The organism is Mesorhizobium bavaricum, assembly GCF_056781655.1.
The window spans coordinates 2,863,382-2,887,673 of sequence record NZ_CM165566.1 but is presented as its reverse complement, the minus strand read 5'-3'; the positions used below and the strand labels follow the sequence as shown (position 1 = coordinate 2,887,673).

Genomic DNA, 24,292 nt, shown 5'->3' with positions numbered 1-24,292 from the left:
TCAATACGCCAGCCTCTTCAGATCCTGTTGCAGCTTGGTGCCGCCGCGCCGCTTCTGGATCGGTGTCTGCAGGCTGATCTTGCCGCGGAATTCGTCCGTCACTTCACGGGCTTCGTTGATGTCACGGACCACATGCGGCCTGATAAAGATGATCAGTTCGGTGCGTCCGATGCTGTCCGTCTTTTGCTTGAACGCGTTGCCGATAATCGGGATATCGCCGAGGATAGGCACTTGCGTGCGGTCGACATTGTTGCGCGACTGGATGAGACCGCCCAGCGCCAGACTCTCGCCATCGTTGACCAGGACGCGGGTCTGGATCTTGCGCTGCTGGATGGTCGGCGAATCGATGCCGGAGCTTGTCGTCTTGGTCACATTGCTGACCTCCTGCTCGATGTCGAGCATGACCCTGCCGGCATTGTTGATGCGTGGCGTTACCGTCAGGATGACGCCGGTGTCCTTCATCTCGACCGAAACGACCGGCGAGCTGCCGAGCGTCTGGTCCACCACTTGCCGTGTGGCGATCGGCACCTGGTCGCCGACCTGTAATATCGCTTTCTGGTTGTTCAGGGCCATGATGGTTGGCGCCGAGATGACATTGACGTCTGTGATGCTGGACAAAGCGTTCAGCGTCACCTGGATATTGTCGGTTGCGTAGCTCCAGTTGAAGCCAGGCAGTGCTGCCGCGGCAACTCCCTTTGCCACATCGGACACCGAGATCTTCATGCCACCATTCTCGAAGAACCAGCGCAGGCCGTATTTCAGGTCGTCGTTGAGCGTGACTTCGGCGATGACGGCTTCCAGCATGACTTGCGTCGGCAGCACGTCGACCTTGGTCAGGATCTGCTCGATGCGTTCATAGTCGCGCGCCGTGGTCTGGATCAGCAGCGCATTGTTTTCGATATCGGCGACGACCGTGGCGTGGGCGGGAGGCTGTCCGTCCTGCGCGGGCAGCGAAGGCGAAGGCCCAGTCAACGGCACCGGCGTGACGCCGTCCGACTGCATGGCGATCGGTGTCTGGTCGGGCGACACGCTCGAGCCGCCCGAGTCTCCTTCGGTCTTCACCGTGGTGCCGAGGACGGAGCTCAGCACCGCGGCCAGCTCCTTGGCCGGACGGTTCTGGATCTGGTAGACGAAGAGCTGGTTTTCATTGGTCTCGGCCAGTCTGTCGAGCTTGTTGATCCACGTCGCGGCACGGGCGAGATAGGCCGGGCGCGACGTGATCACCAGCACCGAATTCAGCCTGTCGTTGGGAATGAACTGGATGAGCTTGGCGCCCGGCCCATCCTTGGTGCCGAAGATCGAATCGAGTTCGGCGGCAACCGCTTCCGGCTTGGAGGTCTTCAGCGGATGAAGCGCCACGGACATGCCGCGCATCCAGTCGACGTCGAACACCGAAACCGCTTCGCGAATGGCATTGAGGTCGCTGTCGTTGCCGGCGACGGTGATCAGGTTGCGGGTGGAATCGACCCGCAGCACCGAGCCCTGGCGGGTAATCGGTTCGAGAATGGTCTTCATTTCGTCAGCGGCGATGAATTGCAGCTGCAGCACCTGCACCTTGACGCCGGGGCCCGACGGCGAAACCGACGGCACGCTGACCGGCGGCGTGCTCGACATGATTTCGGAAAGCGGCACGACTTGGTAGGTGCCGGCGCGGTTGGTGATGCCGGCACCGTTCACCGCGAGCGCCGATTGCAGGATGTCGACCAGCGCATCCTTCGACACCGGCTGCGAGGTCTGCAGCGTCACCGTGCCTTGCACGCGCGGGTCGACGATGTAGTTGAGGTGCAGCGCGTCGCCAAGCACAGCCTTGGCCGCCTCGGTAATCGGCGCATTGACCAGATTGAGCTCGAACTGGCCCGAGCCGTCGGTCGTCACCTTGGTGACAGGGGCGCCGGAGGAGACGAATTGACCCGAGCCCTGATACTGCGCACCGTTGAAGCGCCGCGCCTGGCCGGCGGCCGACGTGACGGCGCCAGGCCCGGTATATCCCGCCCGCAAGGGCGAGTTCTTGGCGTGCAGGCTGTCGATGGTTTCGGTGAAGAAGTCCTTGCCCGGCGCCGACGTGCAGCCAGCAATCGCCAGCAGCGTGCACAACACGACGCGATGACACGGCTTGATCGACATTCACCCGATTCCCCTAGGTTTTTAGTCTAGGGCTTCTTGCAAGCGGATGTTTGGAATGATGGGGGTATTCGGGGTCTATCCACAGGGATGGTGGCGAAGGGCGGGGACAGTAGAACTGCGGAACTTGACCACTTCTGGCGGGTTTATCCAGTTGACCATCGGGCGCCAGAAATGCCGTCGACCGTGATCCGAAACACCAGATACGATCCGGCAACCCGAACGCTCTCCGTCTGGTTTGTACCGAGCGGCAATCGCTATGACTATGAGGATGTTGCCCCGGCGACTTATGCCGCTTTCAGAAAAGCCTCCTCAAAGGGCCGTTTCTTCAACGAATTCATTCGGAATCGCCACAGATATCGTCGTTTGGGGAAAAGCAGGAAGCCGGGGGATCGAGTGTTTTAGGGCTACAGTCCCGACAGCTTCCAAGCAGAGGTCGGGTGAGGACACGTGCCGATCCTCACCTCGACCAACTCAGAACATGATCCTTTGCCTCAACCACGCAAGGAAACCGTTTCCTTCAACTGTTGCGCGAACTCGTTTGGCAGCCCAATGCGCTTTCATGGTAGCGCCGACATGGCAATCGCAGACGATCTCGTGCAGTTGCCAGTCGCTCAGTTTGAAGAAACGCCTGGCCTCGCCATACGTGTCATCTTTCAGGCCCGACGCGCGCAATACCGGGTCGTCGAAGGCAACGGCAATTGCTGATCCGTCCCCACGCAAGCTGGCACGTTCTTCCATGTGCAAATATTCGGTACCTGTAAACGCGGCAACGCATCGCTCGGGGTTTTGCTCGAGAAGTTCGGCCCAGCGCTCGATACGCTGGTTCCGTGTCATTGCCGAATACGCCGCCGAAGATTCAATCTTGGCGACCGCATGCAGTTCATCGAGTGTCTGGTGTTTCATGGCCGGCTCCTGTTCGAGAGGGAAACGCCCACGCCTTCAAGCAAATTATCGCGCGCTGATGCTTCGACAAGAGCCGGAAGCCGCAGCAAGAAACCTATATTCGACACCGTTCAGGCCGGGTCGGCTGCGATCATGAACACCTACCCGGCGGTCATGGCAGAGCCGGTAGCGCAGCCCCGGGTCAGTTGCCAGGTCGTCGCCGCAACACCGATGGCACCCTGACATTGGTCATCCAGACAACAAGCTGGATTGATTGGCCATCGTCGGTGCGCCGATCAAGATCTTTGTGTTCTTGATTCTCGAATGAAGCCCACCGGCGCAAAGCGCCGCTGCGCGCCCGCGCCTCTCACGAGGAGACCGAGCGCCGGCAAACTGGAGAGTCTGGTGAGCGCGAGTTTGCCGACGCTCGGTGGTCGCAGCGCCCGGGGGGGTTGGGGTGTTTTTGGGGCTGCGGCCACAGTACGTTAGCACAAGCTAATATAGAGGTATATGGCCATTTTGCTGGCTAACCCCGACATCGCCGGTTTGATGAAGGCGCGTTTTGCTGCGCTTCAGATCACCGGGCCAGAGTATTCGCAGGCGCGCCGGCGTTCGATCACCGAAATGAAGACAAGGAAGGAAATAGCATCGGCGTCCTACGCCTGTAGGCCTCGTATTCGGGGAAGGCCGATTGCAGGACCTTTTCCTCATTGACCAGCCGCCGATATTGGAAGGTGAGAGCAATCGCGCAAATTGCAACTGATTGCCATGTCGGAATGCGCAGGACAATGCCGAGCATGACGATCGCCTCGCAGGCATAGAGAGGGTGCCGCACGATCCGGTAGGGGCCTGCTGTGACAAGCCGCCTGGCCTGGGCGACGATGCTGAACGATCTGCCGAGCCACCACAGGCACAAGATGCAAAGCGCGAAACCGCCGAGGATGATGAAGTCCGCAACCAATTCAAGCTGCGGCGGGATCTGGACACGAGGCACAAGCACCAACGTCCCAATGGCGAAGCATCCAATCAGCGCCGAGATTCGGGGTTCAATTCCCTGCGCTGTCTTCACCGGCGGAAGACGCGTCACGGTTGAAACACCCATGAGCACCATGAAGCCGAGAGCGGCAACATCCGCCGCAAAGTCGACGCTGGATGCTGTCGTCCACACAATATCGCGCAGAACCAAGATCAGAGCTGCCACCTTGATGACCGCGCCGAATGTGAAGTAAAATGTCAGCGTTGCGCGACCGATAAAGTCACGCGTCGCTGGTGGCGGGAGCAAGCGCATGGATCGCTGAAGAATGCCTTCCTGAACACCTTCCGGCGACGTCTCAGAGCAAACGGATATGCGATCCCTTTCAGAATTGGAAATGTTCATTTGGAGCCCCACCAACAAGATGCAATCCAAGCATTTTGCCGGCTCCACGGCAAGTTAATGGTTCCCAAAGGGTTAATCTGGTTATCAAAACTTCGGCGAAATCCACCGAGTGATTTTGTAAATTAGCCCCGTTAGGCAAATAGACTGCCAGGGGCGATAAAGCTGCTTACGATCTGGAATGCGATCGTACATATCGACGCCAGGGCAATCGGCACTCCAAACGGCACAACACCTTTGCGATCCAAATGCTGAATGTATACGCGGAAGGCGCCTTCCGGCAGCAGCGTTGGGTTTTTCACGACCAGCGCCGTGACGAGAGCAAAAAGCAGCATCAGAAAGGAAAAGACGACGAGCGCGCTGCCACCGATCAGAAAAGGCACGGTCGCCATCAGCTTGATATCGCCGGCGCCAACCTTGCGCAGCACCCAGAAAGGCAAGAGCGCGACAAACAACAGAAGCCCGGCAGCGGCACACAACCCCATGTCCAACCAGGATCCGGACTGCAGCGACAGCAGCAACTGCGACCCTGCCCCCAGGCAGAGCAGCAGCAGAACGTCGCGATTGGCTATCTCCTGGGTGGTGAAGTCGAGCCACGCAATCCTTGCCAGCAGGGGAATGGCGAGCGCCATCAGCAGCAGCGATTCGACAAGCAGCATGCTAGCGCTCGATATTCTGCACGCTCGACGACAAAAGCTTCAGATTGTTGGTCACCGTCGGATCGTTGGGCGCCAGTTCATACGCCTTGAGGAAATTCGCGCGCGCATCCTGCAGCTTGCCGCGCAGCAGGTAGGAATAGCCGACGTTGTTGTAGTATTCCGGCGTCGCGCCAAGCAGCTTGAAGGCTCGGGCATAGGCCCGATCGGCGAGGTCGAAGCGGTGAATGCGGTCGCTGCAGGCAGCCAGCCCCATCCACGCGTTACCGTCATTGGGCGACAGTTGCGTCGCCTTGAAGAACAAGGCGCCGGCATTGCCGTAGTTTTCCGCGCGGAACTGGTTCTTGGCTTCGGCCACGGCCTGGTCCGAGGCGTGATATTCGACGTCGCTGACCGTCTTCAGCCCGTCGAAAGCATCGCCAAAGGACGTTACGTCGCCTTTCGACGGCTCGTTGGTGCGAACGACACCATCGAGGGTGTCGTTCGTTTGACAGCCCGCAAGGACCATCAACAGACTGGCTACGGCTGCGAGGCGCATTGGCCCTGTCATTTTATCCCCCAAGAGCGCTCCGACTCAGCTCATTTTAGGACCAAAGCATATATACAACTAGAAGAAAACGCCTTTCATTCGGATGACGACCGGCAGCATAACAATCATCATCACGACTGGAAAGATGCAAAGACCGAGCGGAATCATCATCTTGACCGGAAGAGCGTTAGCGATCTCCTCCGCACGCAGGATTCTCTGACTGCGCATTTCGTCGCTGTAGACCCGCAAGGCGTCTGTCAGGCTGGTGCCGAGCTCTTCCGATTGCCGGAACAGCACCGCCAGGGATCTCGCCTCTTCGAGACCGATTCGGTCCGCGAGCTCGCGCAGAGCTTCCCGCAACGGCTTGCCGGCGCGCAACTGCAAATTCATGATCGTCAGCTGAATGCCGAGCCATTTGTGGGTGGCGGCAAGTTCTGTTCCGACGCGCTCGACCGCCGCCTCGAGGCTCATGCCGGCATCGGCGCAGGTGATCATCATGTCCATGAAATCGGGAAAGCCACGGCGGTAGACCTTCTTTTGTGCGCTCTCGAACCGATCCAGAGCAATGCTTGGTATGACTATGCAGGCCAGCCCGAACACGGCAGCGATGGCAAAGGCTACGACTCCTGGTACCTGAGACGGCAGTATACGCGACAGAACAGCGTACATCACGGAGAAGCCTATCAAGACCGCACCCAGGCGCGACAGGGTGTAAACCGCCGGCGCGGTTGATTGATAGAAGCCGGCACGGAAAAGCTTCGCGTCCAGGGCGCTGGGTTCGTCCCGTTCCTTTTCTATCGACCGGAAATATGCGTCGACCGGAAGCTGCGCCGAAATCTTGGCCAAATGGTCCTGGCCCATCAGCGAGCGACGGCTGGCAATTCCCTCGGCCAGCAGGCTTTGCGCAACCAGCTTCCGCGTCTGCATGGCCGGAAGGATTATCAATGCGCCGAACAAGAAAATCGCCATCGCCGCCATGAAAACGGCGAGCGAGATGAGCAGTCCCGAATTCTGAAGGCTTGCAAAAACGGTCATGGCGCCCTCCTCAGAAATCGAAATTGATCATTCGAAACATGATGAAATCGCCCAAAAGCGCCAATATTCCAAATATCACGAATACCGGCGTTATCAGCGGGCTACCCCAAATATCTCCATAATAGCTGGGGGCAACTAAAAAAAGTATTCCAAACATAACGAAGGGAAATAGAGATATTATCCATGCCGATGCTCGGCCCTCGGCGGAAAGCGCCTTGATCTTCAGCCTCAATTTCTGCCGCTCGCGGAGCGAAGATGAAAGATTCGATAGCATCTCGGTCAGGTTGCCGCCGGTCTTGGCCTGAATGGAGAGTGATATGGTAAGGAGATGGAGACCTTCGAAGCCGACGCGTTGCGAGAGTTTGCGCACGGCCTGTTCAAGGCTGAGTCCAAAGGTGATTTCGTCGGAGACGATGCCGAATTCGGTGCCGAGCGGGTCGGGCATCTCGCGTGCCACAAGCCCGATTGCCACCGATGTCGGATGACCGGCACGCAACGAACGCACGATCATGTCGAGTGCGTTGGGAAGTTGGGCGGCAAATTTCTGGATTCGCTTGTTCCGCGCACGGCGCAAGACGAGAAGCGGCAGGATAAGGCCGACGACAAAAAACGCGATGATCCCGACAACAGTCGAAAAGCCCAGAACCAACGGCAAAACCAGTGCCGACACCAGACCGGCCAACAGGAATACCGCTGCAAAGGCCAGCGGGTTGCCGGTTATGCCGGATTGCGTGTAAAGTCGGTTGAGCGCGACTGCACCGAAGATGTAGTCGCCACTCGCCGTCAGGCCACGTTCCTGCAACAGCCCCTGCAATGTCTGTTCGGCCGGGGCCTCCTCTTGCAACCGCTTGATACGCCTGTTGACGGTGGTGATGCGCGCGCGCCGCCCTGAAAATGACACGTAGAACGATTCCGCGGCGAGAATGACCGAGGCCGCTGCCAGCACGTAGATGAAGTAGAGCAAGGTCTGTCCGGTCGGCATCAGAGCGGAACCTGAGGATTGAAGGCATCCTTGGCGAACTGATGGCCAAGCGTCGCCGCCTCCTGGGCGAAGCGCGGTCGAACACCGGTGGCGCGAAAGTCACCGATAATGGAGCCGTCGGCGCCGACATCGCGGCGCACGAAATGGTAGATTTCCTGAAGCTGGATAACATTGCCTTCCATGCCGGTGATCTCCGATATGGACGTTACGCGCCTGCCGCCATCCGAAAGACGCTGCGTCTGCACGACAATATCGATGGCCGAGGCAATCTGCGCCCGGATGGAATCGTTGCTCATCGGCATGCCGGCCATGCCGACCATCTGCTCCAGCCGCGAGATCGCGTCGCGTGGCGTGTTGGCGTGGATTGTGGTCATCGACCCCTCGTGGCCGGTGTTCATCGCTTGCAGCATGTCGAAGGCTTCCTCGCCGCGCACCTCGCCCACGATGATCCGATCGGGCCGCATGCGCAACGCGTTCTTCAGCAACTCGCGCTGGCGCACCTCGCCCTTGCCCTCGACATTGGGCGGACGCGTCTCCAGCCTGCCGACATGCGGCTGTTGCAGTTGCAGTTCGGCCGCATCCTCGATGGTGATCAGTCGCTCTCTCGAGGGGATGTAACTCGACAGAGCGTTGAGCAAAGTCGTCTTGCCGCTGCCGGTGCCGCCCGAAACCAGGATCGACTTGCGCGACTGCACGGCGATGCGCAGGAGATCGACCATCGGCGGGCGGATGGAATTGAATGCCATCAGGCGCTCGAGCGAATAGGGATTCTTTGAGAATTTGCGGATCGACACCAGCGGCCCATCCACCGAGATCGGCCGCACCGCGATGTTCACGCGCGAGCCGTCGGCCAGCCGCGCATCGACCATCGGCGCCGATTCATCCACGCGCCGCCCGATTGCCGAGACGATCTTGTTGATGATACGCAGCAGATGCGCCTCGTCGCGAAAGCGTATCCCTGTCTCCTCGATCACACCATATCGCTCGATGAAGACGCGCTTGTGGGTGTTGATCAGGATGTCGGCAATCGAATCGTCCTTGAGCAACGGCTCGATCGGCCCCAGCCCGAGCATCTCGTCGGCGGTGTCGCTGGTCAGTTGGTCGAGTTCGCGGGCATTCAGCGGCACGTTGCGGGCACGAACGAACTCACGCACGATCGGGCGGATTTCGTTCAGGATCTCGTCCTTCGACGCTGTATCAAGCGCCGCGAGGTTGAACCGGTCGATCAGATGTCGATGGAGTTCCACTTTCAAGGCCAGGAATTCATCGCCATGCGGCGCAAGATCGGGGATTGCTGGCGTTGGCGTCACAACGGGCAGCGGCGCAGCTTGCGCCAGCGGCTCGGCTGCCCCCTTGATGAAACGGCCTAACATTTTGTGCTGCCCCCGAATTCTGGTTCCCTGAGATTATTTGTTGACCGCGAGCTGCGCGCACCGCCGGCCTGGCCCATCTGGGTCATGCCGCATGCACGATCCTGAGCCGGTCTCGCGAACCGCTCCCCGCTCCCCGCCTGCCCCTTTTCCGATCGCCTCGTCACAACGATTAGCCCCCGCTAAATTCGTAAGGCATAAACTAACCATTAACCACGGGAGGGGGCAAGCGTCTGGCGGCGAACCGCAAGTCAATACTTGCAACATAGTTAAGCAGGCTCTGCCGAAAATATCGTTTTGATTTTGCCTGAAGCGCCCACTCACCCAACCTCACGGAACCTTACAAAATCGCAACAGGTGGCGCGGAGCCATGAACAAGGCGTAACCCCTTAGATATAAAGGAATATGCGATACACCTAATGTATTAGCGGCATACCCCGAACTGGGACTGAATTATGAACGAATGGTTAAGAACTCTCGAAAGATTAGTCGAATCAAGCTCTTGATAAAATCAGAATCGGCTTGTGACGCGATAGATCAGGTATTCAATCGTTAACGAACCCTTAATCCGATTTGACTCTGCTTTTTCGCGAGACCTAGGATCGAGATGACGGGGGATGCTTGGGTATGGGATTTCATCTCTGGCTCGTCTCGTCGGGTTCAAACCTCCAAAGGGAGAAATTGACATGAAGAAGCTCATGACGATGACCCGGCAGTTCCGCGACGACGAAACCGGCGCTGCCATGGTCGAATACTCGATCCTGATCGGTCTGATCAGCGCCGCGGCAATTGCGGCGATTGTTGTGGTCGGTACTTATGTGTCCACGTCGTGGAACACGCTGACCAACGTGCTCAACTCCGCGGCCTAACGACATTTTGGGCTAAGGCCCGGTCCCGGCTCCACGGGCCCAGCATCTCGTCGGCGGTGCCGCTGTCAATTGGTCGAGTTCTCGAGCATTCAGCGGCACGTTGCGGCAACGAACGAACTCACGCACGATCGGGCGGATCTCGTTCGGGATCTCATCCGTGGACGCTGTTTCAAAGCGCCGATTGGCGATGAATTCCTTGCCTTGAAAGTGGATTTCCATCGACATCTGATTGACCGATTTAACCTCGCGGCGCAAGATCGGGGATGCTGGCAATGGCGTCACAACGGGTAGCGGCGCGGGTTGCGCCAGCGGCTCGGCTGGCCCTCAAAGAAACGGCCTAGCATCCCCGAATTCCCTTGTCCTGAAATTATCTGTTGGCCGCGCGGGCGGATGCTCGATGAAGAACGGTTTCAGTGTTCTCAGTGCATGGAATTGCTCCAGGACGCCGGAATTGGCTGCACCGTGGAACACCACATAGTCGACGCCATCGGGCAGTTGATCACCCTTGACCGCGTCCCAATGTTGCCATCTCGCGGGAAGGTTGCGAGATCTCTATGCGAGGAGCGCTGCTGTCCCCTAGTCGGAAACCATCCGCTTGCGTCAGGGACGCCCGAGTGGTTCAATTGATGGGCTTTGGGGGAACTATCCGATGAAGAAGACTTGGCGCAAAACGTATAGCGAATTGATCCCGCCAAGCACAGATCGCCTGATCCCGATAATCATCGTGCTCGTCGGCTTGATCTTCTACTTTTCCAACAGAGACCCGCATTTCCGCGAGGCTGCCACCCGTTTCTGGGATGGCTTATGGCGCTAGATTATTCTTCGCCTTCAACGCGACGAATTGGCATGTGTGCGATCGCAATCGCAGGGTTTGCAGTTAGGCTGGTCTTTCGTGATCACGTCACGAACGACACTACCGTCTATCTCCTGCCATGGTACGATCAGGCGTTGAATGGGGGCGTCACGGCACTCGGCAGGGGCCTTACAAATTATGCACCGTTCTACAGTTACCTGCTGCTGGTTGCGACTGCATTCGACGGCCTCCTGTCGCCGCTCTTGCTCGTCAAGAGCATCTCCTTTGTCTTCGAGTTGGGCTGTGCAGTCGTCGTCTACATGATGGTCGCGGCTATTACCGGCTCACGCTTTCGTGCGGCGATCGCCTTTGCCGCGATATTGCTGGCACCAAGCGTCCTTTACAATGGAGCCATGTGGGGCCAGGCCGATTCCATCTGGACGTTCTTCGTCCTGCTCAGCATCTATTGGATCGCTGGTGAGCGTTACCGCCTCGGCGTTTTGGCTTTTGCGTTCGCCGTCAGTGTAAAGCTGCAGGCCGTATTCCTGGGGCCGTTGATCTTCGCCCTTGTCCTGAGACGCAGGTTACATTGGGCATGGCTGGCCTCAATCCCGGTCGCCTATCTATTGCTCGCACTACCCGCATTGATCGCCGGACGCCCGGCGATGGATATCCTTCTGATCTATTTCAGGCAGGCAGAATTTTTCCACGAACTATCGATGAGCGCCCCGAACCTCTGGCTGTTCGTCCCAACGGAATTCTATGCCCTCGGCGTAGGTGTCGGGTTGATCGCCGGTGCGGTCGCTGGCCTCCTGCTCTCCGTCGCAATTTCGCGGCGCGAGTGGTCGGCCGAGACCGTCGTCATTTCGGCGGCGACATCTTTGATCCTGATGCCATGGATACTGCCGAAGATGCATGACCGATATTTCTACGCCTTCGAGCTTGCGTCGATCGCGTTGGCATTCATAACGCCGCGACTGGCCATCGTCGCCATCATTTCGCAGATGGTGGCGGTGCTTACCTATCTCACCTTCGATGTCCAGAGAGGGATGGCCCTGCTCGGCCTCCCGCTCGCTGCTATCCTGAACACCGCGACGGTCATGTTCGTTGCCGCAGCTTTTTTCTCAGGCCGTATCAATCTCAGAGCCTACGCCTGCGCGGTTGCCGCAAGTCTGACAGTGTACGTCATATGGGTTGTCGGGATCACCGCATTTATTGACACCCCGCAGTTGTTCAAATGGTGGCCAGCTTACCGGTTCGATGTAGCTGGTCTGCTTGGCTATCTTGCAGTGACTATACCGACAACCGCCCTAGTGTACGGTTCGGTCGGGCGCACTAGAATGCGGCTGAAATGATCCGCCTCTAAAGCCGGGATCGCGCCACGCCCCACAGGCCCCTTGTGGCGGGCTCCAGCCAATTGCCGGTATGAGCCCAAGCGGTCGGCGAACGAGAAGCCAATACTTACAACATAGTTAAGGCCCCGCCCCCCGAAAATATCGTTTTATTTTGGCTGAGGCGCCCTTCCACCCAGCCTCACGGAACCTTACAAACCGCAACAGATGGTGCGGTGCCATGAACAAGGCGTAACCCCTTAGATATAAAGGAATATGCGATACACCTAATGTATGAGCGGCGTACCCCCAACTGGGATCGAATTGTGAACGAATGGTTAAGAGCGCTTGAAAAATTAGTCGAATCAAGCTCTTGCTTAAATCTAAATCGGCTTATAGCGCGATAGATCAGGTATTCAAACGTTAACGAACCCTTAATCCCATTTGACTCTGCTTTTTTGTGGGACCTAGGATTGAGATGACGGGGGATGCTTGGGTATGGGGTTCATTCCTAGCTCTGTCTCGTCGGGTTCAAACCTCCAAAGGGAGAAATTGACATGAAGAAGCTCATGACGATGACCCGGCAGTTCCGCGACGATGAAAACGGCGCTGCCATGGTCGAATACTCGATCCTGATCGGTCTGATCAGCGCCGCGGCAATTGCGGCGATTGTTATAGTCGGTACTTATGTGTCCACGTCGTGGAACAAGCTGACCCTCGCGCTCAACTCCGCGGCCTAACGACAATTTGGGCCCGGGCTTGTCCCGGGCCCAAAATTCTACAAGGGGCGACGAGTGTTTGCCCGGGGAATCTAAGGGGCTAGGGCCATGCGCGCAAATACAGTTATCATGATTGTTCTCGCCGGCGTGTTCGGCGTTCTTGCGGTCGTGCTCGCCAACTTCTGGTTGGCAAATCAACGCAGCGCGATGGCGCAAACAGGTAATATCCCCCACGATACGGTCGTCGTGGCGGCGGAGGCGCTGAAGTTCGGTGACATTCTGACCGCCGAGAAATTGCGCGAAGTCGAATGGCCGTCGGGCGCGGTTCCGGCCGGCGCTTTCAAGACCACACAAGAACTTCTCACCAAAGACCTTCCGGCCGGCGGAGGCAACAAGCAGGCATTGCAGGCGATCGGCGTCAACGAGCCTGTCCTCGCCACCAAGATCACCGGCCCCGGCCAGCGCGCCACGCTTTCGGCAGTGCTCGGCGAAGGCATGAAGGCGGTTTCCATTCGCGTCAACGACGTGCTTGGCGTTGCCGGCTTTGTCTACCCCGGCGACCGGGTCGACATTTTGCTGACGCGCACGGTGCGCGTCAATGATGGCCCGGACCAGAGTTTTGTCGACGTGCTGCTGCAGAGCATGAAGGTGCTCGCCGTCGACCAGGTTGCGGACGAAAGCAAGGACAGCCCAACGGTCGTCAAATCGGTGACGCTCGAGGTCAGCACCAAGGACGCGCAGAAGCTGACCTTGGCCGCCGGCGCCGGCCAGTTGTCCCTGGCGCTTCGCCAGGCAGCGGCCAGCAAGGGCGAGACGACCGAGCGCGTGACCCTTTCCGACTTGACCGGGGAAATGCCGGCTGACGTGGCCAAAAGGCAAGCCGACCTCGCCAAACAGGCTGCAGCCGACGCTGCTGCCGCGGCCGATCGCCAGCTCGCGGAGGACGCGCGCAAGCGTGCCGACGACAAGATCGCAGGATTGGCACAGGCAGTCGACAGAGTCGGAAACAAGCTCGACGATCTGAGCAAGATCAAGCCGGCTCCGGCCGTGGCAACGGCCCCGGAAGTCCACGAAGTTGTTAAGGAAGTAGTCAAATATGTCACACCCGAGCCGCCGTCGCGTGCTAGTGTGGGCGTTTTCCGGGGCGTGAAGCTTGAGACGTATGACGTGCCGAGACAACCATGATAAGGTGCAGTGAATAAAGTGGCTGCCACCGGCGAATAAAGTGGGGCTGCCACCGGCAGCGAGTGGGGAGTTGGGGATGCAGGGGTCTTGGTTGAGGATGGCGGTGGCCGCGTTGTCGTGTCTGGCAGCGCTGTCGCTTTCGAGCCTGGCGGCCGATGCCGCAGACCGTTTCATCGACGTGTCGAACCCCAGCGTCCATAAGGTCTTCCTGCCGATGTCGCAATCGGTCACGATCCAGGTGAATGCCAATCTGGGCGACATCGTCGTCGGCGACGAGAAGATCGCCGATGCCCAGCCGATGACCGACCGCACGCTCTATGTCATCGGCAAGGGCGCCGGCACCACCACGGTCAATCTGTTTTCCACGGACAAGCGTTCGCTCGGCGTTATCCAGATCGAGGTCGGCGTCGACGTCAGCGACATGGCGCAGGCGATCCGCCAGGTGGCGCCCAAGTCGCGCATCGAAGTGGGCTCGGTCAACGGCAGGGTCAGGCTCGGCGGTCACGTCAAGGACGGCGCCACGCTGGCGGCGATCATGGCCGTTGCTCAGCAATATGGTCCCGACGCCATCATCAATTCCGTCATCGTCGACGACAGCCAGCAGGTCAATTTGGAAGTGCGCGTGCTGGAAGCCAAGCGCAACACCGGCCGCGATCTCGGCGTGTCGATCAGGAGCAGGAACGGCGATGGCACGACCCGTACCGGTACTGGTGTTGCTGCTGTCGACGAGGACAATGTCGTGCTCGGGCCGGGCGCCCTGCTCAGCGGCCTCCTGTCCAACTCCTCTCCCTTCGGAGCGCTGATCACTCGCGTTATCGACAGCAACATCAAGGTCGATCTGATCATCGAGGCGCTCGAGTCCAAGGGTGCGGTGCGCACGCTCGCCAACCCCAACCTCACCACGCTATCCGGCGAGCAGGCCAGCTTCAACGCCGGCGGCGAAGTGCCTATTCGCACCCTCGACAAGGACGGCGAGATAAGCATCGTCTACAAGCAATTCGGCGTCAATCTGCTGTTCACGCCGGTCGTACTCGACGACGGTAAGATCCATATGAGCCTGTCGCCGGAGGTCAGCGACCTGACCGGCTTCACCACCGCCGGCGATCCGATCTTCACCAACCGCAAGCTGTCGACAGTCGTCGAATTGCGCGACGGCCAGAGCTTCGCCGTCGGCGGGCTTTTGTCGAGCAAGACCACCAAGCTGCAGGACCAGGTGCCGTGGCTCGGCCAGGTGCCCGTTATCGGGACGCTGTTCCGCAATTCGAGCAACCAGAAAGAAGAGACCGAGCTGGTCGTCATCGTCACGCCGCACATCGTGCGGCCGGTGAAACCCGGCGAGCAGCTGGCAACGCCATTCGACAAGACGCGGCCGGCCAACGACCCGGAGTTCTTCGTGCTTGGCCAGCTCGAGGTGAACAAGGACATGATCCGAAAATATGAATCGGGCGACGGCGTTACCGGCCCCTATGGCCACATGCTGGATTTCAAATCGAAGGACAAGATGCTCTATGTCAAGAAATAGCGCCTTGATCCTCGTGCTGAGCACCGGTCTGCTGTCAGGCTGCGCCGCGGACTATTTGAACAACTACGATACGGTCACTTTGGCCGCCGGCGACACGCAGAAATACAATTCGCTGCTGCAGACGGTCGACCCGTTCAATCCGGCCTCCAAAAACACCAGGATCGAAGGCGACGGCACGCGCGCCGCCGCTGTTGCAACCCTCTACAAATTTCCGCCGCCGCCGCCGCCACCGCCAGCGATCACGGTCAATGTCGGCGGGGCGGGTGTGACGACGAACCAGTGAATTGAGATGCCGTGAACTGAACAGAAGGATGCGGTTTTAGTGCGCCAGGCCATACGAGGGAACCTGGCGACAGGGGAGCAAAGAGTAAGGCCATGCTGCGGACCATTCGCGCGTTCTGGCACGATCAGAGAGGAATAGCGCTGATCCTCGTCAGCGTCACGCTGCCGGCGATCATCGGCTTTTCCCTGCTTGCGATCGACATGAGCCGGGTCAACAACCTACACAACGATTTACAGAAGGCGGCAGACGCGTTTTCGTTGGCTGGGGCGGCGGAACTTGACGGCTTGCCCGGTTCATGGGCTAGAGCCGAGCGCGCCATGGCAAATCTGGTTATCAACGAGGCCACTTTCACAACCGTTGGCGTTACTGGCCGGTTCAATTTGACTTCCGGGCCACCAGTCGGCACCGCACGATGCAACAGCGCCGGCAACATTTCGTGGTGTTTCCTCAAGAGTTTGCCAACGTCTGACGGCACGGCGATCACCAGCGCAAACTATGCCGATGCAATTCAAACTGTTGGGGAAGACGAGACGCGATTCATTGAAGTGAAGGTGATACCGACTGGTTTCGCCGCGATTTTCCCCGCGTCGTTTCTGACGGGCAACTCGGCAAGCAACGCCTTCAACGTTGCTGCCGCGTCGGTCGCCGGTTTCACGTCGGGCGTTTGCGATTACACGCCCGTTTTCATGTGCAACCCGTATGAGGATACAAGCCTCACCGGGGGTGTCACACTGGAACAGGCGGCGCAAACCAGGCAATACCGTCGCCGCCAGATCAAGCTGCGCGGAGACGGGGCTTACGCTCCCGGCAACTTCGCTTTCCTGGCTTCGCCGTTTGGCAACGGCGCACAGCAGCTCGAAAAGATGCTCGCTGACTCCAAGCCGCAGAATTGCTACTCGCGCGACGGCGTCGACACTGAGCCGGGACAGAATTCCGGTCCGGTGCTAGATGGCATCAACTCGCGCTTCGGCATCGATTCATCCTCGTTCTCGGACGGACCTGCGGTCAATGTGCGCAAGGGTGCCAAGAACTGGGACCAGTACGTCAAGAACAACAAGGTCGACTACGAAACGGACCCGACCAGAGGCATCGGGCTTGAACGCGACTCGTGCCAGATCTCAGGCACATGCACCATGATGGGCACCCGCATGGGTGCCGGCGATTGGAACTTCGCGCGCTACTGGGCTGCCAATCATCCGTTACGAGCCGTGCCTTCGGCTCTATCTGGAACCGGAAACGATCTCCCGACGCGGTATGAGGTCTATCGCTATGAGATCGACAACAACATTGTTTCGGACGCGTCCGTCGGCGGCGAACAAGGCACCCCGCCGGCTGGAGCCCTCACGCCGATCGCAAACCCCGATCGCCGGTTGCTTTACGGTGCAGTCCTGGACTGCAATGCAATTCAGGCTGGGGGCCTGAGTTTCAATGGCCGCGTAAATGTTCCGGCCAGGAGATTTGCCAGTTTCTTCATCACGGAGCCCATCATCGACGGCAAAGACATCATGGTGGAACTCGTCGACATCACAGGCAAGGGCGGCAGTGGCACGCTCGACAACTTCCTGCGCGACGAACCGCAGCTTTACCGGTGACCGCGATGTTCAAGATGCTGTCCCGATATCTCAGTCGATTTCGCCACGACCAACGCGGCGCGGTGCTGGTCGAGATGACCCTGATCACGCCGCTGATGCTGTTCCTGTCGGCCGGGGTGTTCGAGTTCGGCAATCTGATCCATGACAAACTACTGATGGAGGCCGGGCTTACGGACGGCGCGCGCTATGCAGCGCGCTGCAACAGCAAGCTGTATACAGACGCGGGGCTGACGATCGACTGTGCGGCCGTGGCCAAAAATATTGCGGTGTACGGCAAGCCGACGGTGACACTGGCGGACAGCCCGCGCGTCAGCGGCTGGACGACATCGGATGTCACGGTGACCTTGAACAACTCCTGCCAGGACGCCGTGTCGTCGACTGGCGTTACCCAATATCGCTCCACCACGGCACAAGTCTGCGCCGTCCGCGCGGCCGGCACCTACGCATACACCGGGGTCGGGATGCTGTCGATCATCGGCATCGGCCCACTCACGCTTCATGGCGCCCACGACGAGCGGTTGATCCGGTTCTGACCATGATCCAGCGTTTTGCAAAATCGGAAGACGGCGCGGCGATGGTGGAAATGACCATCGTCTCGTCGCTGCTGTTTGCGCTTGTCCTCGGCTTCGTCGATTTCGGTTACGCGTTCTATCAATGGAACGAGGCGACCAAGGCCGTGCAGGTCGGCGCCCGGCTGGCGTCGATCTCCGATCCGGTTGTCAGCAATCTGACGGCCGCCGCCCCCATCTCAGCGCCGGGCGCCCCAGTCGCGGCTGGCGCCTACGGGCCGTTTGTCTGCAAGTACACCGGAGCCACCGGTGCATGCAGCAATGGCGGCACATTCGATGCTGTCGCCTTCAGCCGTATCTTCCGCGGCGACACCGCAAACACCGCCAATGACGTCTGTCCGGCGCTGGCCGCCAACCAGCGGCCAGGCATGTGTCACTTCTTCGCGGGACTGCACCGCGACAACGTCGTCGTCACCTACTCGGCCACCGGCCTCGGCTACCAGACCCGTCTGGGCGGACCCGTGCCGACGATCACCGTCAACCTGCAGAACCTGACCTTCCAGTTCTTCTTTCTGAAAGGACTTATGGGTTTTAATGACATCTCCATGCCCTCCATGCTGAGCACGGTCACGGGCGAAGATCTGAAGAGCGCAGCGCCAACATGAACGCCATCAACACCAAGGTTACGCCGACCAAGCGAAAGCAAGTGGCGTTATTTTCGTCGGATCCGAACTTCAAGCGCGACGTGGCGACACGGCTCGATGCGCTGGCCATCTACGATGTCCGGATTTCCGAGACGGGTGACTTTCTCAAGGGTCCGCCCGCGGAATCGCGCCCGGGGATCGTCATCCTCGATCTCGGCAATGGCGAGTTGCTCGGCAGGCCCGGCATCGTCGAGGCGCGCGCCCTGTGGGCGACCGTGCCGCTGATCGCCGTTTCCGGAGAGCTGACCTCGGAACAGACGCGCGTGCTGGTGCGCATGAACGCCTCGGACTGGCTGCACAAGCCGCTCGACGGCAAGGAGTTGCTCAACGCGGTGACCTTCCACGACACCGGCAACCAGGGAACGAAAAGCCGGATCATCACCTTCATCGGCGCCAGCGGTGGCGCCGGCGCCACGACGCTCGCGCTGTCGGCGGCCGAATTCCTGGCCTCGAAATCGACCGAACGCGCGGCGTCCACCTGCCTGGTCGATCTCGATTTCCAGAGCGCCAATTGCGGCGCCTACCTCAACCTGTTCAACCAGTTCGACCTTGCCGGCATCATCGGCCAGCCGGAACGGCTCGATGTCGAACTGATGGATGTCATCAAGCTGTCGCGCCCGTCCGGCCTCACCCTCTACGCGTTCGAGAGGCCGCAACTGCCATTCGAGCCGCACGGCAGCGATTTCGTCTTCCGGCTTCTGGACCTCGTCGCCTACCGCTTCGACGACATCGTCATCGACCTGCCCAATCTCGAAACGCCCTGGCACAATTCCGTGCTGTCGACGAGCGACGAGATCTTCATCGTCTTCGAACTCAATGTCGCTTCGCTGCGGCAAGGCAAGCGGCTCTACAGGAAGATCCGCGAGCTGCGCGGCAATGCGGTCAGCATCACGCTGGTTGCCAACAAGCACAAGCGCAAATGGTTCGGGAACCATTTCTCGCGCAGCGAGCTCGAGAAGATCTTCAAGGCGCCGCACATCAAGTCGGTCGCACTGGACAACGCCCTTCTGACCGACGCGCTGAACAGGGCCATCACGCCTTCCGAAGTGGATGGGCGGGCGCGCTTCAACAAGGATCTCAGTCGGATGTTCAAAGAGCGGCTCGATGAAGCTGCCCGATAGACATCGGGTCGCCACGAGGCTGGCCGGCGCCTGCGTGCTCGGCATGGCGCTGGCGCTGTCCGTCCAGGACTTCGCCGGCGCGCGTTCGGCGCTTTCGGATCGTCCGCCGCTGCCGGCGATGGGGCCCAGCCTGCGCAAGACGGTTGCCTTCGCAACCACCGAGCAGCCCGGAACGATCATCATCCGCAAGAACGAGAAGGCGCTTTACCTGGTGACCCGCCAGGGCCAGGCGCTCCGCTACCAGATCAGCGTCGGACGCGACGGGTTTGGCTGGACGGGCGTCGTCAAGGTGGGAGCCAAGACCGAATGGCCGGAGTGGCGCCCGCCGCAGGAAATGCGCGCCCGCCAGCCGGAGCTGCCGAAAATGGTGCCCGCCGGCCCCTACAACCCTCTCGGCGCAAGGGCGCTCTATTTGCTGCGTGACGGTCGCGACACGCTCTACCGGATACACGGCACCAACGATCCGTCTGGTGTCGGTTTTGACGGGACATCGGGATGTTTTCGGCTTACCAACACCGATGTGATCGATCTTTTCAAGCGCGTCGCGGTCGGCGCAAAGGTGGTTGTTCAATGACGACGATCAGCGAACCGGAGATGCCGACGATCATTGCCGAGCAGCATGAACCGCCACTGCTCGACCGGACCACTAGCCGCTCCCGGCTGGCAATCGCGGTCGGCGTCGGACTGACGCTGTTTGCCGTCCTCAATGCCACGGCCGCCGTCTATCTCTTCCGGGGGATCTCCGACCTGCGCGTCGTCGAGGCGCGGCTCGAGGAACTCGGAGCGTTCGAGCAACGGATCTCAGCACGGCTCGACACGGTCAACAACGGCTTCCAGAGCCGGTTCGAGAAACTGGACCGCCAACTGCAAGGCAGCTTCAACGAGATCAACAGCAACGTTGCCCAACTGGCACTGACTAGGCCGATCGCCGGCGGCGAGGCCACGCCGGGTGCGGTGGAGCCGCCGCAGATGACCACCAGCACGCTGGCGGAAGCGCCCGAAGCTCTCGAAGGCGAAAGCGCGAGCGAACCCGGTGTCATCGAAGCGCCGCGTGCGCCCAGGAAAAGGGCCGCACCGGCAGCGCCCCCTCCCCCAAGCTCCAACTACCAGCGCATCCAGCAGGCTGACGGCAAGGTCACTTACCGCAGGATCAATTAGACCTTGTAGGGCATAGACTTGGCGGGGACGCAGGCGGCGAATGCTGCCTGGAATGGTTTAGATATCCCGCTGCAGGGCCAGGATGCGGACGGTCCGGGCTTCGGACCGCGCCCGCGCTTCGGCGAGGAAGGCGACGTGGCAGTATGCACACGCCGCGGTGCCCAGAAGCAGCACCAGGCTGCTCTTCAAGGTGAAATCAACCGTCAGCGAGAACGGAAGACCGCTGGGCGACGTGAACGCGGCGATCGTGCTCGCCGTTTCCGAGTTGCCGCCGACCGCGATCATCAGCCCGGCGAAAATCAAGGCGACGTGGTTGGCGAGGAAGAAGAAAGCCGACTTTCTGGTGTGGCACGCCATCCAGCAGGCGATCGCTGCGGCAGCAAGGACGGCCGCGTCGACAGTCATCGATTCACCCAGATTGAAATCGATCTGCTGCCAAAGCATCGTCGACCAAGGGCGCAGTTCAAGCCATATCCACCATGCGGTGGGGCTGGCTGGATAGGTTCCCAGCAAGACGGTCGCCATGCGCTCCGCTGCCAGGATCGCAAGAATGAGAAACGGGAAGGCAAAAAGCAGAAGCGGCTTGCGTTTCATGTTCCCCTCGACAATCTGCCAGTCAAGATAGACTGCATAGATTGCTCAAGGCTTAACGGCCCTCACCGCCACTGGCAGTAAAGCCGATCGTTGTCGTCGCAATGAGCGAAGTCTTTGCGGCCCGGACAACGGCCCCACCGAGACCAGTGTCTCGATGTGACAGTCAAATCCGGATCCGATTATGGACTTTCCCAAGAACTGATATGGAAGGTCGAATCGCAGAGCAGTTGGCTGTCGAACCTGGTACGGACGCGTCCGCTTACTCAATTGGGCGATGCAACTACGCTCTATTTGGTACTCATCACTGCTGATCGATCTTGCTAGGCTCACGCCGTGAGCTTTGTGCTGCGCGTGGTCCGTGAGCCTTTGTGCTGCGCGTGGTCAGTGAGTCATGGAGGTCCAGTGATGGATCATGTCCACAGGTCCAAGCCGGATTGCCACAGCCCTGCATTCCACGGCGGTAACCGGCGATTCTCAACCACGGCAGCCTCGTTTCACGACACCCGCAAGAGGTCGCGCGGCGCCACGATAAGCCTCATCCCGTTCTGCCTCATCCTGTTATTTGGTGCCCCAGCAAGGGGTCAATCGGAGACTGACGACAGGCTCGTCCCCCAAGACACTGTCGAGCTGAAGGTCTCGGGGTGGGATGCCTTGCGCGGCGGTGTTACGGAGGGCGTGGAGCTCAACGGTGCTTTTACGATCGGTACAGCCGGGGCGCTGGACCTTCCGGTCATTGGGCACGTTCCGGCTGCGGGTCTGCGTGAGAGTGAATTGGCAAAGCTGATCACCGATCGCCTACAGGCCAGAAGTGGGTTCGACGTGCGTCCCGTCACGACCGTCCAACGCAGGCAATCGGCAGCGTCTTCGGGCGACGCCAAGGTCGAAGGACACCCGCTCGGGGCGCCACCAGACGTGAACGGTTCTCGCACATTGGTGGCGGCTGCCGCGACCGGGCTAGAACGGGAACGATCCAAGACGGATGCGTCACCGGATGAACTATCGGCCGTTCGCAAGGAGCTTGAGGCGGCTCGCCAGCAGGCGTCTGCAGATCGTCAGTCCGCAGACAAGGTGGAGCAAGTTCTCCGCAGCGAGCTGGAAGCGGCGCGAGAACAACTTGATATGATGCGGCGCGTCACAGCCGACGCAGGCGTGCGGGCGCGTGCGATTGCAGACGCGACGGCTCTTCAAGGGCAAGCCCTTGACGAGCAGAAGCAAAGAGCCGAACGGCTCGCGCAGGATCTGGCGACGGTGCAGCGCGAAGTCGAAACCTTGCAGGCCAAAGCCGCTCTCGCCATCCACGAAAAGGCCGAAGCACTCGGAGCTCACCAGGCTGCGGAGGCATCCTTGTCTGGAGCGAGGCGCGCGCTTGACGAGGAGCGGCAGAAGGTTGAGCGCTTCGAACGCGATCTTGCCGCGGCACACCAATCTCTTGATGTTCTGGAGGCAAGCGGAAAACTGGCCGCGGCTGCACAAGTGGCCAGCATTCAGGGCCGCCAGGTTGCCGAGGCCGCTGCAAAGCGAGCCGGCGAAGAGCTCGCATTGGAACGCGGGAGAGCAGATGCTCTCGAGCGCGATCTCGATGTCGCTCGCCAGGATCGCGACGCGGCAAAAGACGAAGTCGCCCGGCTCTCTGCTGCTTTGGAGCAACAGCGCGAAAGCGCCATTGTCCTAGCCCGCGACCTCGCTGCGGCGCAAAACGAAACCGACATCCTGAAAGCGCGCGATGCGCCTCGCGATCAGCGCATCGAGCCCGCTCCCAAAGCACCCGCCGGTGATCGCGCAGGCCCTCGTACCAGTGCACTCACAGGGAAACGGGCCCGCGAGCCCGAACGGCGTGAAATCCGCAAAGTGGTGGTCCGCAAGTCACCGCGACCTGTTCGGCTGACGACGATTAGTCTTCCCGCCGCGTTGCTCCCGACGAGGGCGCCATTGCGCCCAGCACAAGGAATATGGTGATGCGCAAGTTTCTGGCTGCCGCATTGGCGATCGCAGTTGCGATCGGGCCTGCTTCGGCTCTTGATGCAGGCCTTGGAGGCAAAGTCGGTGGTATCGGGGTCGGCGCCGGCCTGGGCGTTGGCTCGGGCGGCGCCTCCGTTGGCGTTGGTGCGAGCGTCGGCGGAATCGGGGGAGCAACCGTTGGAGGATCGGTCGGCACGAGCGGGGGATCGGCGAGCCTTGGCGGCAACGTCGGTGGCGTCGGGGTCGGCGCCGGTCTGGGCGCCGGCTCGAACGGCGCCTCCGTCGGTGTAGGCGCGAGCGTCGACGGAATCGGGGGAGCAACCGTTGGAGGGTCGGTCGGCACGAGCGAGGGATCGCTTGGCGCCAACGTGGGAGCCGGCACCAGCCTCGGCGGCGTAAGCGGCGGCGTTTCGGCGCCCGCTGCGGGAGACCAATCAGCCGGTGCTGGCGCAGCTCCGCCCGGCACGGTAAGTGGTCGAGCGGACGCTGCGTTGGGGGGCGCCACAGGGCCAGCGAGTGTCGGTGCCGGCAAGAAGGCGGCTGCCATAGTCGTGGCCAGGGGCGTGCGACACGCAATCGCCCTACCACGCAGCCTCTGGCCTTCCAAAGGTGGTCGCGACACGTTCGGGTCGAGCACCACAGCCTATCCCATGCGACGGCTTCCGGTGCCGTCAAAGGCGATACCTGGCACTCCGCCTGCCGTGGTTCGCGTCTGCCGTCAGGCGATCATGGCGGCTGCGAAGCCCCTTGGCGCCGTGCGTGTGCACGCAGCCAGCGCAGGTGCCCTGCGCCGGCATCGTCGCGGCGCCCTCACCGCACCGATTGAGGTGCGGATAGACTATGCAAGACAAGGCGGCATCGAGGTTCGGCAGGCGCGGGTCGGATGTCGCCTCGACGCGGCGGGCTGGGTCGTCGCGGTGATATAGGTTTGATGAATCTGGCTGGTGTCCGACGTCTCACTGGCAGCCACCTCACCTGCGCCGGCGGGCAGAATGTCGCG

At 60.3% G+C, this 24,292-nt stretch carries 26 protein-coding genes; 16 read left to right on the top strand and 10 right to left on the bottom strand.

The window, feature by feature from the left end:
- Nucleotides 1-2,124, bottom strand: coding sequence for a type II secretion system secretin GspD (gene gspD / locus AC1RZR_RS14060; RefSeq protein WP_481828660.1), 2,124 nt, complete (start codon nucleotides 2,122-2,124; stop codon nucleotides 1-3).
- A gap of 87 nt (nucleotides 2,125-2,211) precedes the next feature.
- Between gspD and AC1RZR_RS14055 the strand changes: the two genes are divergently transcribed.
- Nucleotides 2,212-2,526, top strand: coding sequence for a KTSC domain-containing protein (locus tag AC1RZR_RS14055; RefSeq protein ID WP_481828659.1), 315 nt, complete (start codon nucleotides 2,212-2,214; stop codon nucleotides 2,524-2,526).
- Nucleotides 2,527-2,595: 69 nt separating this feature from the next.
- On the opposite strand, the gene AC1RZR_RS14050 is transcribed toward AC1RZR_RS14055, so the two are convergent.
- The 7 genes from AC1RZR_RS14050 to AC1RZR_RS14020 all read right to left on the bottom strand — a co-directional run bounded on the left by AC1RZR_RS14050 (nucleotide 2,596) and on the right by AC1RZR_RS14020 (nucleotide 8,956).
- Nucleotides 2,596-3,027, bottom strand: coding sequence for a hypothetical protein (locus tag AC1RZR_RS14050; RefSeq protein WP_481828658.1), 432 nt, complete (start codon nucleotides 3,025-3,027; stop codon nucleotides 2,596-2,598).
- A 595-nt stretch (nucleotides 3,028-3,622) separates the two neighbouring features.
- The gene (locus AC1RZR_RS14045; protein WP_481828657.1) at nucleotides 3,623-4,384 is read right to left on the bottom strand and encodes a methyltransferase family protein; all 762 of its coding nucleotides are present in this window, start codon (nucleotides 4,382-4,384) and stop codon (nucleotides 3,623-3,625) included.
- 131 nt (nucleotides 4,385-4,515) lie between these two features.
- A complete protein-coding gene (locus tag AC1RZR_RS14040; protein ID WP_481828656.1) occupies nucleotides 4,516-5,040 on the bottom strand; it encodes a prepilin peptidase in 525 nt (174 codons plus the stop codon).
- A gap of 1 nt (nucleotide 5,041) precedes the next feature.
- Nucleotides 5,042-5,587 (bottom strand): tetratricopeptide repeat protein, encoded by a 546-nt coding sequence (locus tag AC1RZR_RS14035; RefSeq protein ID WP_481828655.1) that lies wholly within the window; start codon nucleotides 5,585-5,587, stop codon nucleotides 5,042-5,044.
- A 57-nt stretch (nucleotides 5,588-5,644) separates the two neighbouring features.
- Nucleotides 5,645-6,601: a type II secretion system F family protein gene (locus AC1RZR_RS14030; RefSeq protein ID WP_481828654.1), complete on the bottom strand. Its 957-nt coding sequence runs from the start codon at nucleotides 6,599-6,601 to the stop codon at nucleotides 5,645-5,647.
- Between the two features lie 10 nt (nucleotides 6,602-6,611).
- Nucleotides 6,612-7,583 (bottom strand): type II secretion system F family protein, encoded by a 972-nt coding sequence (locus tag AC1RZR_RS14025; RefSeq protein WP_481828653.1) that lies wholly within the window; start codon nucleotides 7,581-7,583, stop codon nucleotides 6,612-6,614.
- Nucleotides 7,583-8,956 (bottom strand): TadA family conjugal transfer-associated ATPase, encoded by a 1,374-nt coding sequence (locus AC1RZR_RS14020; RefSeq protein ID WP_481828652.1) that lies wholly within the window; start codon nucleotides 8,954-8,956, stop codon nucleotides 7,583-7,585. Before AC1RZR_RS14020 ends, AC1RZR_RS14025 begins: the two co-directional genes overlap by 1 nt.
- 683 nt (nucleotides 8,957-9,639) lie before the next feature.
- Here AC1RZR_RS14020 and AC1RZR_RS14015 point away from each other — a divergent pair.
- A complete protein-coding gene (locus AC1RZR_RS14015) occupies nucleotides 9,640-9,822 on the top strand; it encodes a Flp family type IVb pilin (protein ID WP_481828651.1) in 183 nt (60 codons plus the stop codon).
- 12 nt (nucleotides 9,823-9,834) lie between these two features.
- Here AC1RZR_RS14015 and AC1RZR_RS14010 read toward each other — a convergent pair whose 3' ends face one another.
- Nucleotides 9,835-10,077 (bottom strand): hypothetical protein, encoded by a 243-nt coding sequence (locus tag AC1RZR_RS14010; protein ID WP_481828650.1) that lies wholly within the window; start codon nucleotides 10,075-10,077, stop codon nucleotides 9,835-9,837.
- A 394-nt stretch (nucleotides 10,078-10,471) separates the two neighbouring features.
- Between AC1RZR_RS14010 and AC1RZR_RS14005 the strand changes: the two genes are divergently transcribed.
- The 12 genes from AC1RZR_RS14005 to AC1RZR_RS13950 all read left to right on the top strand — a co-directional run bounded on the left by AC1RZR_RS14005 (nucleotide 10,472) and on the right by AC1RZR_RS13950 (nucleotide 20,739).
- A complete protein-coding gene (locus AC1RZR_RS14005) occupies nucleotides 10,472-10,636 on the top strand; it encodes a hypothetical protein (protein WP_481828649.1) in 165 nt (54 codons plus the stop codon).
- A 32-nt stretch (nucleotides 10,637-10,668) separates the two neighbouring features.
- Nucleotides 10,669-11,970: a hypothetical protein gene (locus AC1RZR_RS14000; protein ID WP_481828648.1), complete on the top strand. Its 1,302-nt coding sequence runs from the start codon at nucleotides 10,669-10,671 to the stop codon at nucleotides 11,968-11,970.
- A gap of 533 nt (nucleotides 11,971-12,503) precedes the next feature.
- The gene (locus AC1RZR_RS13995) at nucleotides 12,504-12,686 is read left to right on the top strand and encodes a Flp family type IVb pilin (RefSeq protein WP_481828647.1); all 183 of its coding nucleotides are present in this window, start codon (nucleotides 12,504-12,506) and stop codon (nucleotides 12,684-12,686) included.
- A gap of 87 nt (nucleotides 12,687-12,773) precedes the next feature.
- Complete coding sequence (gene cpaB, locus AC1RZR_RS13990; protein ID WP_481828646.1) at nucleotides 12,774-13,850, top strand: Flp pilus assembly protein CpaB; 1,077 nt, start codon at nucleotides 12,774-12,776, stop codon at nucleotides 13,848-13,850.
- Between the two features lie 76 nt (nucleotides 13,851-13,926).
- Nucleotides 13,927-15,372: a type II and III secretion system protein family protein gene (locus AC1RZR_RS13985; RefSeq protein WP_481828645.1), complete on the top strand. Its 1,446-nt coding sequence runs from the start codon at nucleotides 13,927-13,929 to the stop codon at nucleotides 15,370-15,372.
- Entirely contained in the window at nucleotides 15,359-15,655 is a 297-nt protein-coding gene (locus AC1RZR_RS13980; protein ID WP_481828644.1) for a hypothetical protein, read from the top strand. Before AC1RZR_RS13985 ends, AC1RZR_RS13980 begins: the two co-directional genes overlap by 14 nt.
- A 92-nt stretch (nucleotides 15,656-15,747) precedes the next feature.
- The gene (locus AC1RZR_RS13975) at nucleotides 15,748-17,247 is read left to right on the top strand and encodes a pilus assembly protein TadG-related protein (protein ID WP_481828643.1); all 1,500 of its coding nucleotides are present in this window, start codon (nucleotides 15,748-15,750) and stop codon (nucleotides 17,245-17,247) included.
- Between the two features lie 5 nt (nucleotides 17,248-17,252).
- Nucleotides 17,253-17,780: a TadE/TadG family type IV pilus assembly protein gene (locus AC1RZR_RS13970; RefSeq protein WP_481828642.1), complete on the top strand. Its 528-nt coding sequence runs from the start codon at nucleotides 17,253-17,255 to the stop codon at nucleotides 17,778-17,780.
- Nucleotides 17,781-17,782: 2 nt separating this feature from the next.
- Nucleotides 17,783-18,421: a TadE/TadG family type IV pilus assembly protein gene (locus AC1RZR_RS13965; RefSeq protein WP_481828641.1), complete on the top strand. Its 639-nt coding sequence runs from the start codon at nucleotides 17,783-17,785 to the stop codon at nucleotides 18,419-18,421.
- Nucleotides 18,418-19,581, top strand: a complete 1,164-nt coding sequence (locus AC1RZR_RS13960) for a CpaE/TadZ family protein (RefSeq protein ID WP_477270764.1) — start codon at nucleotides 18,418-18,420, stop codon at nucleotides 19,579-19,581. The genes AC1RZR_RS13965 and AC1RZR_RS13960 overlap by 4 nt, the downstream gene beginning before the upstream one ends.
- A complete protein-coding gene (locus AC1RZR_RS13955) occupies nucleotides 19,565-20,155 on the top strand; it encodes a L,D-transpeptidase (protein WP_481828640.1) in 591 nt (196 codons plus the stop codon). The genes AC1RZR_RS13960 and AC1RZR_RS13955 overlap by 17 nt, the downstream gene beginning before the upstream one ends.
- A complete protein-coding gene (locus tag AC1RZR_RS13950; RefSeq protein ID WP_481828639.1) occupies nucleotides 20,152-20,739 on the top strand; it encodes a hypothetical protein in 588 nt (195 codons plus the stop codon). The genes AC1RZR_RS13955 and AC1RZR_RS13950 overlap by 4 nt, the downstream gene beginning before the upstream one ends.
- Before the next feature lie 57 nt (nucleotides 20,740-20,796).
- On the opposite strand, the gene AC1RZR_RS13945 is transcribed toward AC1RZR_RS13950, so the two are convergent.
- On the bottom strand, nucleotides 20,797-21,333 hold the full coding sequence (locus AC1RZR_RS13945) for a hypothetical protein (RefSeq protein WP_477270758.1): 537 nt from the start codon (nucleotides 21,331-21,333) through the stop codon (nucleotides 20,797-20,799).
- A gap of 405 nt (nucleotides 21,334-21,738) precedes the next feature.
- Between AC1RZR_RS13945 and AC1RZR_RS13940 the strand changes: the two genes are divergently transcribed.
- Both AC1RZR_RS13940 and AC1RZR_RS13935 read left to right on the top strand, forming a co-directional pair.
- On the top strand, nucleotides 21,739-23,289 hold the full coding sequence (locus AC1RZR_RS13940) for a polysaccharide biosynthesis/export family protein (protein WP_481828638.1): 1,551 nt from the start codon (nucleotides 21,739-21,741) through the stop codon (nucleotides 23,287-23,289).
- Entirely contained in the window at nucleotides 23,289-24,218 is a 930-nt protein-coding gene (locus tag AC1RZR_RS13935) for a hypothetical protein (protein WP_481828637.1), read from the top strand. Before AC1RZR_RS13940 ends, AC1RZR_RS13935 begins: the two co-directional genes overlap by 1 nt.
- Nucleotides 24,219-24,292 lie beyond the last annotated feature (74 nt).